This window comes from Mycobacterium sp. NGS64, assembly GCF_059812245.1.
In genome coordinates this window covers 282,277-296,348 of the sequence record NZ_JCALCI010000002.1, presented here as the reverse complement: position 1 = coordinate 296,348, position 14,072 = coordinate 282,277, and the positions used below count along the sequence as shown (strand labels likewise).

Genomic DNA, 14,072 nt, shown 5'->3' with positions numbered 1-14,072 from the left:
GGTATGTCATGGGCGACGCGGGGGCTGGGGCTCTCCAGGGAAGTGGCCCGCGAGCTGAGCATGCTGCTGCCCCGCACCGTGACCGGCCTGAACGAATCGACCGGTTGGGTGCCGGTGTCCCGGCGCGGCCTGCGCCAGTTTGGCGAGGTGATGCTGGACGAGCTTGTGCTGAGCGGCTTTTCGCTGCTGGGTGGCGACCCGGCGGAGATGCGGCCGGTCAACTCGTGCAGCGCGGCGGCCGAGGAGTTGTCGGCCCTCGGCATCGACGGCGCGCATGCCGAGCCAAAACCGTTGCGCGCGACGTCGATATGGCGGCGGCGGATCGCCCGACTGGAATACGAGCGGATGACGTTCGAACACGATCCCGCGCTGCCGCCGACGCTCGAGGCCGAAGGCTTCGGCGGGCCGGCCCGCGCGGTGGTGCACCTGTGCCGGCATCGCGACGGCCCGCGGCCGTGGCTGGTCTGGGTACACGGCGCCGGTCAGGGCGGCACGGAAGACTTGCTGCTGTCCCGGATCGGCCGGATACATCACACGCTGGGGTTCAACGTCGCGATGCCGGTGCAGCCCGGCCATGGCAGCCGGCGCCGGGAATGGCCGGCCTATCCGGACGTGGATCCCCTGGGCAACGTCGCGGGCATGATGCGGTCGGTCTCGGAGGTCCGCGCCGTAGTGCGCTGGGTGCAGCCGCAGGCCACCGCCGTTGTGGTGGCGGGGATTTCGATGGGCACCCCGGTGGCCGCGCTGGTTTCGCACCTGGAGCGGCAGATCGACGCGGTGGCGCTGTACACCCCGATCCTCGGGCTTAACGCGATGATCGCGCGGCACCTGGGACGCTGGGGGCAGTCGCGTGCGGGGTTCCGCGAAGTGTTGGGCTCGCCGGAAGTCGCGAAGCTGACCTCGGTGATCGACCCGTTGCGGGCCGACCCGGCGCCACCACCGCACCGTCGGCTGATCGTCGGGGCCTGGCACGACCGGATGGCGATGCGCGAGCCGGCGGTCGCGTTGCAGGAACGCTGGGGCGGCCAGTTGTTCTGGTACGACGGCAGCCACGTCGGTCACATATTTTCCCGGCGGGTGCAGGCGGTCACCGAGCGGTTTCTGAGTGCTGTGGCCGGCTGATGGCGAGAATGCGGACGGCCCGCGAAGTCGTCGAGCTATACAACTTGGTGGTCTGGAACGAACGCGATTACGACCTGGCCGAGGAGTTGTTCGCCGACACCGTCATCCGGCACGAGGTCGGTGAGGCACACGCCCTGACCCGCGAGCAGGCGGTCAACCGGATCAAGGACCTCTGGGAGATTTTCGACAAGCTGCGCTTCGACCTCAACATCGTGGTCGCCGGCGACGACGGCGAGCACGTGGCGCTCGTCTACGACTCGTCGATGACCACCAAGGACGGCACCGAGACCAACGTCGCCAGCATCGAGGTGTTCCGCGTCGTCGCCGGCAGGATCACCGAGGTGTGGAATTGCGGCTACCAGCAAGGGGTTTGGAATTGAGCGAGCGCGCGCTTGACGAATTGGGCTACTACCTGCTCGCCGGGGCCGGCGGCGAGGGGCCCGCGACGCTCATGGACGAGGCCCGCCGCGGCGAGGAGCTGGGCTTCGGCACCGCGTTCATCTCCGAGCGCTGGAACGTCAAGGAGGCGTCGTCGCTCGTCGGCGCGGCGTGCGCAGTGACCAGCCGGATGCAGATCGCCACCGCCGCAACCAATCACAACACTCGCCATCCGCTGATCACCGGATCGTGGGCGACCACCATGCATCGGCTCTCCGGCGGGCGATTTACCCTGGGTGTCGGCCGCGGCATCGCCGCGATCTACGGGGCGTTCGGCATCCCGGCCGTGACGACCGCGCAGATGGAGGACTGGGCCCAGGTCATGCGCCGGCTGTGGCACGGGGAGCTGATCTTCAACCACGACGGGCCGATGGGGAAATACCCGATCCTGTTCCTGGACCCGGACTTCGACGAGGACATTCGCCTGGCGCTGGTGGCGTTCGGACCGAACACGCTGGCGCTCGGCGGCCGGGTCTTCGACGATGTCGTCCTGCACACCTACTTCACCCCGGAGACGTTGCAGCGCTGCGTGGCGACCGTCAAGTCCGCCGCGGAAAAGGCCGGCCGCGACCCGGACAGCGTACGGGTGTGGTCGTGCTTCGCCACGGTCGGCGACCACCTTCCCGAACAGCTGCGGCTGAAGAAGACCGTGGCGCGCCTGGCCACGTATCTGCAGGGGTACGGCGATCTGCTGGTGCAGACCAACGAGTGGGATCCCGCTGTGCTGCAGCGCTTTCGGGAGGACCCGGTGGTGACGTCGATCGCCGGCGGGATCGACCACAAGGCCACGCCCGAGCAGATCGAGCACATCGCGACGCTGATCCCCGACGAGTGGCTGGAACCCTCCGCGACCGGGTCCGCCCAGCAATGCGTGGACCGCATCCGCAAGGAATTCGACTACGGAGCCGACGCGGTGATCATGCACGGCGCGACGCCCGACGAGCTCGAACCCGTCGTCGCGGCCTACCGAGCCGGCGGCGCATACATAGCCCGCTAGGGCAGGATGACCGTCCGGCTGACCGGCTCGGCCGCGGCCTGACGACTGGACAGGCCGCGAAGCAGCGAACCCAGCAGGGCGTCACGGGTTTCGCGGGGATCGATGAGCTCGTCGAATCCCAGATGTTCGGCCGAGCGATAGGACGCCTGCAACTCGGCGTCCCGCAGCTTCGCGGTGGTGTCCTCCCCGGCATGCGTCGCCCGGCCCAGCGCCGCCGCGCTCATGGCGCCCATGGTCGCGCCCGGGTAGGCGAAGGTCGCGCTCTGGTGGTCGAAACCCAACAGCGACATGACCATTGAGCCGAATCCGTATGCCTTGCGCAGAGTGACGTGCAGCTTGATCGTGGTCGCTGCGGTCTGTGCGGCGAACATCCGCGCACCGGCGCGCAGCACGCCGCTGCGCTCGGACCGGCTGCCGGGCAACATGCCGGGGTTGTCGGCGAGGAACACGATGGGCAGGTGGAACGAGTCGGCCACCAGGATGAAATGCGCCGCCTTATCCGCGGCGGCGGCGTCGATGGAGCCCGCGAGCACGTTGGGCTGATTCGCGACGACCGCGACCGGGTGCCCACCGAGATGGGCCAACGCGCAGATGATCGCCTTGCCGTACTGCGGCTGGACTTCGAACCAGTCGGGCCGGTCGAAGACCACGTCCAGCACCCCGCGCATGTCGTAGACGCGGCGGTTGTCGCGGGAGACGATGTCCAGCAGTTCGGGTGTCGCACGAGGCTGGCTGGCTTCGTCCGGCGGCAGCGGCGCCGGGTATGACCACGCGCTCGGCGGGAAATACGACAGGTACCGCCGGATGTCCGCGATGACGGCCTCGTCGTCCTCGGCCACGTTGTGAATCACCCCGCTCGGTAAGGCGGTGACGGGCCCGCCGAGGTCTTCCTTCGAAATCTCTTCTCCGGTCGACTCTTTGACGACCGGCGGCCCCGCCGTGAAGATCGCGCCCTGCGTGCTCATGATCCGGAAGTCGCAGACGGGCGCGACCAGAGCGCCATGCCCGGCCGACGGGCCCAGCACGGCGGCGACGGTTGGCACCCGGCCCGAGCACTGCGCCTGGGAGAGCAGGTCGGTCGGGGTGCGGCCGTAATGTCCACCGCCGGGGCGAAAGCCGGCGCCTTCGAGCAGCATCACCAGGGGAATCTTGTCGCGCAGCGCCAATTCGGCGATCCGGTAGCGCTTGGAGTTGCCACCGGGGCCGATGCTGCCGGCCATGGTGGTGAAGTCCTCCGAGCCCAACATCACCGGCGAACCGTTGATCGAGCCGGAGCCGACGACCAGCCCGTCGGCTGCGATCTCGCCACCGACCAGCGTGCCGATCTCGCGGAAGGTTCCCGGGTCGACGAGCCGGTCGATGCGTGCGCGGGCGTCGAGCTTGCCCTTGCCGCGGTGCTTGTCGAGGCGTTCGGGTCCGCCCATGCCCCACGCGCGCCGCCGGCGACGGTCGAGGTCGTCGAGCGTCTCCTGCCAATCGGGGGGTTTTGTCATGCCTATGTCCTACCTCACGGGAGATCCATCGTGCGCCGGGTCCGGCGGTGGCGACCCGCTGCGCCCGGCTACGCCGCGCTTGCGATCGCCACAACACCAGCAGGGTCACATACTGGATTGCTTACTGTAAAGTTACCCGCATGTCTGACGGCCCTCGCCTCAAGATCGACGGGGGCATCCCCAATCAGCTGGCGCGGGCCGCGGAGGCCGCCCGAGTCCTGGAAGAGCAGGGGTACGACGGGGGATGGACCCCGGAAACCAGTCACGACCCTTTTCTGCCGCTGTTGCTGGCCGCCGAGCACACGTCGCGGCTCGATGTCGGCACCAACATCGCCGTGGCTTTCGCCCGGAACCCGATGATCGTCGCGAACATCGGCTGGGACCTGCAGGCGTTCTCGCAGGGCCGGTTCATCCTCGGCCTGGGCACCCAGATCCAGCCTCACATCGAGAAGCGGTTCAGCATGCCGTGGAGCCATCCGGCGCGCCGGATGCGGGAATTCGTCGCGGCGCTGCACGCGATCTGGACGGCGTGGCGCGACGGCACCCAGCTTCGTTTCGAGGGCGACTTCTACACCCACAAGATCATGACCCCGATGTTCACGCCCGAGTCCCAGCCCTTCCCGCCGCCGAAGGTGTTCGTGGCCGCGGTCGGTGAAGCGATGACCGAAATGTGCGGCGAGGTCGCCGATGGCCACCTGGGTCACCCGATGGTGTCGAAGCGGTACATCACCGAGGTCACCACCCCGGCGCTGCTGCGTGGGTTGCAGCGAGCGGGCCGCGACCGCAAGGACATCGAGCTGTCGGCCGAAGTGCTGGTGGCCACCGGCGAAAATGACGCCGAGCTGCAGACGGCCACGGCCGCGGTGCGCAAGCAGATCGCCTTCTACGGATCGACTCCGGCCTATCGCAAGGTGCTGGAGCTGCACGGCTGGGAGGACCGGCACGAGGAGCTGAACCGGCTGTCCAAGCAGGGGGAGTGGGACGCCATGGCTGCATTGATCGACGACGAAATGCTGGCGACCTTCGCCGTCGTCGGCCCGGCCGGGGAAGTCGGCACCGCCCTGAAAGACCGCTGTGCGAACGTCGTCGATCGGGTCCTGCCGATCTTTATGACCGCCTCGCAAAACTGTATTAGCGCCGCAATGAAGGAGTTTCGCCAGTGACCACGCCGACGATGGACGACGCCGCCAAGCTGTTGACGGATCCGTTGGCCTACACCGACGAGCCGCGGCTGCACGCGGCGCTGACCCACCTGCGGGCGAAAGCCCCGGTGTCGTGGGTCGACGTGCCGAACTATAAGCCGTTCTGGGCGATCACCAAACACGCCGACATCATGGACATCGAGCGCGAGAACACGTTGTTCACCAACTGGCCGCGCCCGGTCCTGACGACGCGGGAGGGCGACGAGCAGGCGCTCGCCGTGGGCGTGCGAACCCTGATCCACCTCGACGATCCGCAGCACCGGGTGGTGCGCGCGATCGGCTCGGACTGGTTTCGCCCAAAGGCAATGCGGGCGTTGAAGGTTCGGGTCGACGAGTTGGCCAAGATCTATGTCGACAAGATGATGGCGGCAAGCCCCGAGTGCGACTTCGTCCAGCACGTCGCGGTCAACTACCCGCTCTACGTCATCATGTCGCTGCTGGGGCTGCCGGAGGCCGACTTTCCCCGCATGCTCAAACTGACCCAGGAGCTGTTCGGAAGCGAGGACTCCGAATTCAAACGCGGCACCACGAACGAGGATCAGCTGCCTGCGTTGTTCGACATGTTCGAATACTTCAACGGCGTGACGGCGGCCCGACGCGAGCACCCGACCGAGGACCTGGCGTCGGCGATCGCCAACGCGCGCGTGGACGGCGAACCGCTCTCGGACATCGACACCGTCTCGTACTACCTCATCGTCGCCACTGCGGGACACGACACCACCAGCGCGACCATCTCGGGCGGCATGCAGGCGCTCATCGAGAACCCCGACCAGCGCGAGCGCCTGCGCGGCAACCTCGACTTGATGCCGCTGGCCACCGAGGAGATGATCCGCTGGGTCACCCCGGTCAAGGAGTTCATGCGGACCGCCGCGCGGGACACGACCGTGCGCGGAATCCCCATCGCCGCAGGGGATTCCCTGCTGCTGTCCTACGTCTCGGCCAACCGCGACGAGGACGTCTTCGACGACCCGTTTCGGTTCGACGTCGGGCGCGACCCGAACAAACACCTGGCCTTCGGCTACGGCGTGCACTTCTGCATGGGCGCGGCGCTGGCCCGCATGGAGGTCAACAGCTTCTTCTCCGAGCTGCTGCCCCGACTGAAATCCATCGAGCTGACCGGCGATCCGGAACTAATGGCCACCACCTTCGTCGGCGGCCTGAAGCACCTGCCGGTGCGCTACTCGCTGACTCCCAGCTAGAGAGCGGCGGAGATCTGCCTGAGCATCGCGGGCCCATGGTTGTCGGCGATCACCGCTGGCCCGTCCTTGTCCCAATAGCCGTTGACCAGGATTGCGATGCCCAACGGTTCCTGGTGGGGACCCGGCGGAGTGAAGCCGATCCAGCTCGAGCAGCCGCCCACGGATGTCAGGCCATCCTTCCAAATGATCTGTGGCGGACCGGATTCGACTTGCCACGCCAGGCCCATGTTGGCCGGGCCGCGTTGGGTTTTCCCGCAGACGTCGACCGACAACGGCGTGGGCTGTACCGCCGTCGCGATGCCCTTGATCAGGGTCGGCGGTCCGTTCACCGCCCCTAGTTGCGCCAGCAGCCAGGTGTGCATGTCCGCCGCCGACGACTTGATGTCCGAGGCGGCGTCGGACGACACCTCTCGGCCGTTTGGATACGCGCGCGCCACCGGGGCGTCGTCCGGTACGACCGTCATCGTGTCGGGCATGCCCAGCGGTCCGGTGATCCGATCTCGCAGCAGCCCCGCATTAGACGCCCCCGCACCAGCGCAACCGTAGGCGGCGACGGCGGCGTAGCCCAGGGTGACGAAACCAAGGTTGGAATAGACCCAGCAGCTTCCCGGCGGCGGGCCGTCATGGGTCCGCCACACATCCACCAGCCGGGGCGGCGGCGCGGCCGGATCCTTGAGAAACAGGCCGACGCCGTCCTGCGGGCCGGTGGAATCGCGCGCCAGACCAGAGGTGTGCTGGGCGAGCATTCGCGGAGTAATCTGCCGCATCGTCGGGCTCAGGTCGCCGGGATTGCCCAGGTAGCGGCCCAGATAACGTTGCATGCCCGCGTCCCAGTCGAAGCAGTCCGGGCGCATCGCCGCGCCGTCAGCGAACAGCGTTGCGGTGAAGGTCTTGGTGATCGACCCGATCGAGAAAATCGTTCGCGGGGTGGGCGGGGTCTTTTCGGCCACCGTCCCGTACATATAGAAGCGGGTGAATTCGTGGTTCGGGTATGCGAACGCCACCGCGACTGCGTAGTCAGGGCCGGGGGCCTTGGATCGCAGATGGTCCCGCAGCGTTTGGGCGTGGTCGCCGATAATCCGGTCCAGGTCGGCTTGGGTCAGCCTGATCGGCCGGCTCCGGCTGTCCGGGATCGGGGTGGCGGTCTCGGTCGGCTCCGCGCGGGGCGGCGCCGACGGCGAACCACACGCGGCCAGCGTTCCAGCGGCGCCGAGCATGCCGACATCGGCGGCCAGGCGCCCGAACTCGCGGCGTGAAATGCCGTTCATCTGGCTGCCTTTCCCCTCCGAAGGCTGAGCGAACCGCTTACTGATCCACAGTGGCCAATCACTCGTCCATGGTCAATGGCGCTCACTACACTCCCCCCGGGAGGACTTGGCAATGACGCGCAGGACGATCGTCATCACCGGCGCCAGTGACGGCGTCGGCGCCGCGGCGGCCCGCCGGTTACATCGGAGCGGCGAGAACGTTGTCGTGGTGGGACGCTCGCCGAGCAAGACCGCCGCGGTGGCCGCGGAGTTGGGCGCGGACCATTTCGTGGCCGATTTCGCCGACCTGTCCCAGGTGCGGGACCTGGCGGACAAAATCCGCTCCACCTACCCGCGTGTCGACGTGCTGGCCAACAATGCCGGCGGCATGTTCACCGAGGTCCAGACGACCGGAGACGGGTCACGAAATGACTTATCAAGTCAACTACCTGGCGCCGTTTCTGCTGACCACGCGGTTGATGGACGTGCTCGTCGATTCCCGCGCCACGGTCGTCAACACGACCAGCTCGTCACACAAGTTGCTTCCCCGCGTGCGCGCCACCGATCTGGAGAACACCGCCCGACGCCGGCCTAGCACCGCCTACGCCCTGACCAAGCTGGCAATCGTGTTGTTCACCAAGGAATTACACCGGCGATACCACGCGGCGGGAGTGTCGTCCGCGACGTTTCACCCGGGCTATGTCAACACCAACTTCGGCGACGCATCCGGCTCGCGGCCCATCCTCTTCATGAAGTACCGCGTGCCGATCATCACCCGGTTCATCTCCAGCGCGGACGAGGGGGCCGACCAGTTGGTCTGGCTGGCGTCGAGCACCCCCGGAGTGGATTGGAGGTCCGGCGAGTATTACGCGAAGGGCAAGCTCGCGAAGGCCCACCGCGCGGCCTACGACGCCGACCTCGCGCGCGAGCTGTGGGATCGCACGGCGGCGAAGATCGCGTAGGTGGGGTTGCCGAGCGCCACGCTGGCGTGACTGTCGCTGTCGAGCGCCACGCTGGCGTGACGCTCGAGCTCGCACGGCACCGTGAAGTGCCATTGGCAGTTGCCGGTGGGACCAAAGTCATCAGTACGCGGCACGCCGCTGGATGAGCGGGAAAGTGACTCTGTCCCGCAGCATGATCGGTGCATGTACCACGCCAGTCGCCCGAATTCTGCTACGCAACCGATGATCACGCTAGCGCTCGACGAGCACCACGGAAGGACATGCGCGAAGGTCGAGCTGCGATGGGGTAGCGCGCATCTGGCCGGGGTAGGGATCGCTTACCGTCACCCCGCCGACCGTCTGGGGCGCGAGGCCCGCGAGGAGCTGGCGACCGCGCGGGCGTTGTCGGACCTGGCGGATCAGGTTGCCGCGCTATCCCAGCCCACCGCGACCGCTGGGCCCGGACGGCGGTAGCGCCCCGACCAGCGAGGAATAAAATCGGACTACGGTCCGATTAGTCCTGCGAGGGCGTCGGGCAGGCCGCCGCCCCGAACAGGAAAGACGGACAAACATGACTGCAACCGCAACGACGCAGGTCACTTCCGGCACGTGGGCGATCGACCCGGTGCACTCCTCGATCAACTTCTGGGTACGCCATTTGATGGTCAGCAAGGTGCGAGGCAGCTTTGGCAACTTCAGCGGAGCGATCGCCATCGCCGAGGACGGCACACCGTCCGTGTACGCGGAGATCGCGGTGGATTCCGTCAACACCGGCAACGCCCAACGCGACGCCCACCTCAAGTCGACCGACTTCTTCGACGTCGACAAGTACCCGGTCGCGACATTTACCTCCACCTCGGTGGAGGCGAACGGCGATAGCTATGTGCTCCGCGGCGACCTGACCATCAAGGGCATTACCAAGCCGGTCGCCTTGGACCTCGAATTCTTCGGTGTCAATCCGGGCATGGGCCACGGCGAAGTCGCTGGCTTCGAGGCGTCGGTGGTGTTGAACCGCAAGGACTTCGGCATCGACATCAACATGCCGCTGGAATCCGGCGGTGTGGTCGTCGCCGACAAGGTAACGGTCACCCTGGAGATCGAGGCGGTCAAGCAGTCCTGAGGCCGCCCTGGTGACGACGCCGGGCCGGAATTCGTGTCGAATGATCGGCCCGGCGCGTCCAGAAGACGTGTCTCGCATTCGAACTGAGGTGACGCCTAATCTGGGCGTATGCCTGGTATTCACCACGCCGCGATCTGTACCTCCGACGTCGAACGCTCGACGAAGTTCTGGCGCGACGGCCTGGGATTCGCCGAACTGTTCGACCACACCTTCACCGGCGACTGGCCAGAACTCTTCGGCGCCAAGACCGATCGGCTGCGCTCGATATTCCTCGGCGACCCGCAGGCCCCCGACACCGGGATCGTCGAATTGGTCGTCTTCGACGGCGCCGACGACGGTTCAGCACCAGCGGGGCGACCGCGGCACGGATTCTTCCTGCTCTCCCTGCAGCGCGAGGTCGACGAGACGCTTACCACGTTGGCGGCGCTGGGTTTCGCCGACGGCGTCCGCCGCATCGGCGTGCCGGCCCCAGGCGGCAAGACCGTCCCGATGGCGGTGATCACCGCGCCCGACGGGGTGCTGGTCGAGCTGATCGGGTCCCCGCAGTGACGGCCCTGGTGACCGGCGGCGCGTCGGGCATCGGGCGTGAGGTAGCCGCACGGCTGCGCGAGGCGGGTCACGCCGTGGTGGTGTGGGACCTGTCCGGCGGCGACATCGCCTGTGACGTCAGCGATCCCGACGCGGTGTCGGCGGCGATGGAACAAACCGTGCGTGACCACGGTGTGCCCACCCGGATGGTGACCTGTGCCGGAATCGGGGCGTCGGGCATGCTGCTCGAACAGCCACTCGCGGAATGGGAACGGGTGTTGGCCGTCAACCTCACCGGAACCTGGCTGACCCTCCGCGCCGGGGCGCGGGCCATGATCGACGCCGGCGTGGGCGGCTCCATCGTTGCCGTGTCGAGCATCAGCGGCACGCTCGTCGACCGCGACATGGGCGCCTACTGCGTGTCCAAGGCCGGTGTGAACATGCTGGTGAAGGTCGCCGCCGCGGAATGGGGCGGGCACGGCATCCGGGTGAACGCCGTGGGGCCTGGTGTCACCCGCACACCGATGCTGGCGAAACCGGAGCAACTGCCGGGCTGGGTGGAAGGGCTGTCCGAGCGCACGGCGTTCGGCCGCCTCGGCGAGGCCACCGACGTGGCCGGGGCGATCGTGGGCGTCCTGGAATTGCCTTGGGTGACAGGTCAAGTCGTGCACGCCGACGGCGGCCTGGCGCTACACAGCCCGATCGACGCGTACGGCCAAACGCAGCGGGTGATGGGCGGCAAAGGCAAATAGTTGCGCCGAGAGTGTATTCAGGGTTTTGAGTATGCGGTGGCGGCTTTCAATGTGTGCCCAGGGCGGGGTTTTGGCGATTTGCCCGCCCACAGCTCACATACAATGCCCACGATTCACAATCAACGTATGCGCGGCAGGGCCTAGCTGATCCCGTAATCGATGATGCCGCGGACGATCTTGCCGTTGAGCAGGTCGTCGTAGGCGTCGTTGATTTCGTCGAGCCGGTAGCGCCGGGTGATCATCTCGTCGAGCTGCAGCTGACCGGTCTCGTAGAGCCTGGCCAGCCTGGCGACGTCCGCCCTGGGGTTGCACGAGCCGAATATGGTGCCCGCCAGCGTCTTGTTCATCAGGATGAAGTCCTGCAGGTCGATCTTGACCGACCGGGTCAACTGCGAGGTCATCCCGGTGAGCACACACGTCCCTCCCTTGCGGGTGAGTTGCACCGCGTCGCGCACGTCCTCCGGGGTGATCAATGACGGCGAGACCACCACCGCGTCGGCCATCACCCCGTAGGTCAGGCCGCGCACCAGGTCCAACGCCTCGGCCACACTTGCGGCGCTGTGCGTCGCACCGAACTGCAACGCCGACTTCTGTTTGAACTCAATGGGATCCACCGCGACGATCTGTGCGGCCCCGTTGATCCGGGCACCTTGGATCGCTCCGGTGCCAATGCCGCCGACGCCGATCACGACGACGGTATCGCCGGCGCGCATGTTGGAGCGGTTCGCGACGGAACCGTAGCCGGTCGGGATGGCGCACGACAGTAGGGCGCTCGGCGCCAGCGGCAGGTGCGGCTCGATCTTGACGAGCGAATTCGTCGACACCACAGTGTGTTGCGCGAACGCGCCGACCTTGGCGATGTGACCGAGGTTTCGGCCATCGGACGTGTGATGGCGGAAGGTGCCGTCGGTGGGCATCCCCGGAACCATGGTGCCGATTCCGACGTCGCAGATGTACTCCATCCCGGTCGCGCACCAGCGGCACTGCCCGCACACCGCGACGAACGACATCACCACGTGGTCGCCGGGCTCGAAATCGGTTACGCCCTGGCCGACTTCACGCACGATGCCCGAGCCCTCATGCCCGCCGATCATCGGGAACATCGTCGGCAGGCCCATGGATCGCATCACCTCGTTGGGCGCCGACATGTCGCCCTTGAGTATGTGGTCGTCGGAGTGGCACAACCCGGCGGCGGCCAGCTCAACCAGGACTTCGCCGGCACGCGGCGGATCCAACTCGAATTCCTCGACAGACCATGGCCCGCCGACGTCGTGCAGGATCGCCGCCCGGCTTTTCATGCGGCCGGGGCGAAGGTGACCGGAAGCTTGTTGGGGGACCGGAAGGTGAGCCCGACGATCTTGGACTCCTGGCCGCTTCCGTCGTCTGGCACCAGCGCCAAATCCTTGACCCGGTCGAACAGGCTGTTCAGCATGACCCTGGTTTCGAGCCGGGCCAGGTGCATGCCGAGGCACATGTGGATGCCGGCGGCGAACGCAATGTGGGCGTGGCGCGGCCGGTGGATGTCGAAGGTGTTCGGGTCGGGCCAACGGGTTTCGTCGCGGTTGGCCGAGCCCATGCACATGTCGACCTGCGCCTCGGCCGGGATTGTCTTGCCGCCTATTTCGATTTCCTGGGTGGTGGTCCGCATGACCATCGTCAGCGGCGTCTCCACCCGCAGGCCCTCTTCGATGGCGGCGGGGATCAGCGACCGGTCCTGTTGCACCATCGCCAGCTGCTCCGGATGCGTCAGCAGCAAGTACAACAGGTTGCCCGAGGATCGATACGTGGTCTCCAGGCCGGCCGGCAGCAGTAGCCGCAGGAACGCGATGATCGCCTCGTCGGTGAGCTTCTCGCCGTCGATTTCGGCTGCGACCAGGTCCCCAATGATGTCGTCGGTGAGCTTGTGGCGCCGCTGCTCCACCTGTTCAAGGAAGTAGCCCTGCAGCTCCGCCGCGGCGTTCAGCCCGGCCACGATGTCGGTCGGAATCGAGATCAGGTCGAGCGACAGCCGGCGGAACAGGTCGAGATCCTCAGGGGGGAGCCCGAGCAGCACGGAGATGATCCGGGTGGGAAATTCGAACGTCAGCGCCTTGACCAGGTCGGCGTGGCCGTCATTTTTGATTTCGTCGATCAGCCGATCGCACACCGGCCCGATCACCGACGGCTCCCACCGCTCCAGCGCGGTGGCCCGGAAGGCCTTGGCCACCAGGCTGCGGTGGTCGTGGTGTTCCTTGCCGCCCATCGCCAGGATGGTGTGACCCATCACCAGTCCGATGGTCTTGTCGTAGCTCGCCGACGTGAAGACCCGATCGTCGCGAAACGCCTGAAACAGCCCGTCGTAGCCGAACAACACCCATTCGTCGTTCGGCCGCAGTTCCTCGGGCATCTGCGAGTGGTCGGCCAGGGAACCGTGCCAGACGGGATCGGTGCGCCTCATGTACTCGAAGAACGGGTAGGGGCTGGTTTCCCCGGTGAGGTCGAGGGTGACGGGCTGGCCGTCCGCATCCGTGCCGAGCGTCATTCGCGCTCCTCCTGAGCCACCGGTAAGGGCGGATATCTGTGCCGAGGGGAATATGGCTATCATAGTATAAATAGCAACGAAGCCCAACGGCTTGTGGTCTTTACCGTAATGCGCACAGTATTGACCCTTGAAGGCGGTGATTCCCAGGTGCCCAACCGGCGATTCGTGTGCTCGCTCGACGAGCTGCCGCCCGGCGGGATGAAACTGGTCGACGTCGGCAAGTTCGGCGTGGGCGTCTACAACGTGCACGGTGAGCTTTACGCGATCGTCAACTACTGCTCACACGAGGGCGCCCCCTTGTGCCTTGGCCTGATCGGCGGCACCAACGAATCGGCCCCCGAATCGCCCGACGGGATGCGCCGCGTTCGTGACGGACAGATCGTTCGATGCCCTTGGCACAACTGGGAATTCGACGTAACCACCGGTCAAAACCTGGCCGACCCGCGGCGTCGCGTCCGCACCTATCAGGTCGACGTCACCGACGGTGAGGTGTACCTGACCGCATGAACCCC

The 14,072-nt window shown here is 66.8% G+C and carries 14 protein-coding genes and 1 pseudogene; 11 read left to right on the top strand and 4 right to left on the bottom strand.

The annotated features are described in order from the left end of the window. The first annotated feature begins 3 nt into the window (after positions 1-3). The 3 genes from AC5Y4S_RS09700 to AC5Y4S_RS09690 are packed head-to-tail and all read left to right on the top strand — an operon-like array spanning position 4 to position 2,557. The gene (locus tag AC5Y4S_RS09700; protein ID WP_500032392.1) at positions 4-1,122 is read left to right on the top strand and encodes an alpha/beta hydrolase family protein; all 1,119 of its coding nucleotides are present in this window, start codon (positions 4-6) and stop codon (positions 1,120-1,122) included. After that, positions 1,122-1,502: a nuclear transport factor 2 family protein gene (locus tag AC5Y4S_RS09695; RefSeq protein WP_500032391.1), complete on the top strand. Its 381-nt coding sequence runs from the start codon at positions 1,122-1,124 to the stop codon at positions 1,500-1,502. The genes AC5Y4S_RS09700 and AC5Y4S_RS09695 overlap by 1 nt, the downstream gene beginning before the upstream one ends. After that, positions 1,499-2,557 (top strand): TIGR03857 family LLM class F420-dependent oxidoreductase, encoded by a 1,059-nt coding sequence (locus AC5Y4S_RS09690; protein ID WP_500032390.1) that lies wholly within the window; start codon positions 1,499-1,501, stop codon positions 2,555-2,557. Before AC5Y4S_RS09695 ends, AC5Y4S_RS09690 begins: the two co-directional genes overlap by 4 nt. Here AC5Y4S_RS09690 and AC5Y4S_RS09685 read toward each other — a convergent pair. Further along, positions 2,554-4,050, bottom strand: coding sequence for an acyl-CoA carboxylase subunit beta (locus AC5Y4S_RS09685; protein ID WP_500032389.1), 1,497 nt, complete (start codon positions 4,048-4,050; stop codon positions 2,554-2,556). The two genes, AC5Y4S_RS09690 and AC5Y4S_RS09685, sit on opposite strands and share 4 nt — an antisense overlap. Positions 4,051-4,190: 140 nt before the next feature. On the opposite strand from AC5Y4S_RS09685, the gene AC5Y4S_RS09680 reads away from it, so the two are divergent. Both AC5Y4S_RS09680 and AC5Y4S_RS09675 read left to right on the top strand, forming a co-directional pair. Beyond that, positions 4,191-5,213 (top strand): LLM class F420-dependent oxidoreductase, encoded by a 1,023-nt coding sequence (locus AC5Y4S_RS09680; RefSeq protein ID WP_500032388.1) that lies wholly within the window; start codon positions 4,191-4,193, stop codon positions 5,211-5,213. A gap of 11 nt (positions 5,214-5,224) precedes the next feature. Further along, positions 5,225-6,451 (top strand): cytochrome P450, encoded by a 1,227-nt coding sequence (locus tag AC5Y4S_RS09675; protein WP_500033279.1) that lies wholly within the window; start codon positions 5,225-5,227, stop codon positions 6,449-6,451. On the opposite strand, the gene AC5Y4S_RS09670 is transcribed toward AC5Y4S_RS09675, so the two are convergent. Then, a complete protein-coding gene (locus tag AC5Y4S_RS09670; RefSeq protein WP_500032387.1) occupies positions 6,448-7,719 on the bottom strand; it encodes a serine hydrolase domain-containing protein in 1,272 nt (423 codons plus the stop codon). The two genes, AC5Y4S_RS09675 and AC5Y4S_RS09670, sit on opposite strands and share 4 nt — an antisense overlap. A 112-nt stretch (positions 7,720-7,831) precedes the next feature. Here AC5Y4S_RS09670 and AC5Y4S_RS09665 point away from each other — a divergent pair. The 5 genes and pseudogenes from AC5Y4S_RS09665 to AC5Y4S_RS09645 all read left to right on the top strand — a co-directional run bounded on the left by AC5Y4S_RS09665 (position 7,832) and on the right by AC5Y4S_RS09645 (position 11,039). Further along, positions 7,832-8,660: pseudogene (locus tag AC5Y4S_RS09665) on the top strand (SDR family NAD(P)-dependent oxidoreductase). 222 nt (positions 8,661-8,882) lie between these two features. After that, positions 8,883-9,113: a dsRBD fold-containing protein gene (locus tag AC5Y4S_RS09660; RefSeq protein ID WP_500032386.1), complete on the top strand. Its 231-nt coding sequence runs from the start codon at positions 8,883-8,885 to the stop codon at positions 9,111-9,113. A 97-nt stretch (positions 9,114-9,210) separates the two neighbouring features. Beyond that, positions 9,211-9,759, top strand: a complete 549-nt coding sequence (locus tag AC5Y4S_RS09655; protein ID WP_500032385.1) for a YceI family protein — start codon at positions 9,211-9,213, stop codon at positions 9,757-9,759. A 108-nt stretch (positions 9,760-9,867) separates the two neighbouring features. After that, complete coding sequence (locus tag AC5Y4S_RS09650; protein WP_068130008.1) at positions 9,868-10,308, top strand: VOC family protein; 441 nt, start codon at positions 9,868-9,870, stop codon at positions 10,306-10,308. Beyond that, positions 10,305-11,039: an SDR family NAD(P)-dependent oxidoreductase gene (locus AC5Y4S_RS09645; RefSeq protein WP_500032384.1), complete on the top strand. Its 735-nt coding sequence runs from the start codon at positions 10,305-10,307 to the stop codon at positions 11,037-11,039. Before AC5Y4S_RS09650 ends, AC5Y4S_RS09645 begins: the two co-directional genes overlap by 4 nt. A gap of 140 nt (positions 11,040-11,179) precedes the next feature. Here the strand turns inward: AC5Y4S_RS09645 and AC5Y4S_RS09640 are convergent, their stop codons facing one another. Both AC5Y4S_RS09640 and AC5Y4S_RS09635 read right to left on the bottom strand, forming a co-directional pair. Next, positions 11,180-12,337, bottom strand: coding sequence for a Zn-dependent alcohol dehydrogenase (locus AC5Y4S_RS09640; RefSeq protein ID WP_500032383.1), 1,158 nt, complete (start codon positions 12,335-12,337; stop codon positions 11,180-11,182). Continuing rightward, on the bottom strand, positions 12,334-13,560 hold the full coding sequence (locus tag AC5Y4S_RS09635) for a cytochrome P450 (protein ID WP_500032382.1): 1,227 nt from the start codon (positions 13,558-13,560) through the stop codon (positions 12,334-12,336). Before AC5Y4S_RS09635 ends, AC5Y4S_RS09640 begins: the two co-directional genes overlap by 4 nt. A gap of 108 nt (positions 13,561-13,668) precedes the next feature. Between AC5Y4S_RS09635 and AC5Y4S_RS09630 the strand changes: the two genes are divergently transcribed. Continuing rightward, positions 13,669-14,067, top strand: a complete 399-nt coding sequence (locus AC5Y4S_RS09630) for a Rieske (2Fe-2S) protein (protein ID WP_500032381.1) — start codon at positions 13,669-13,671, stop codon at positions 14,065-14,067. Positions 14,068-14,072 lie beyond the last annotated feature (5 nt).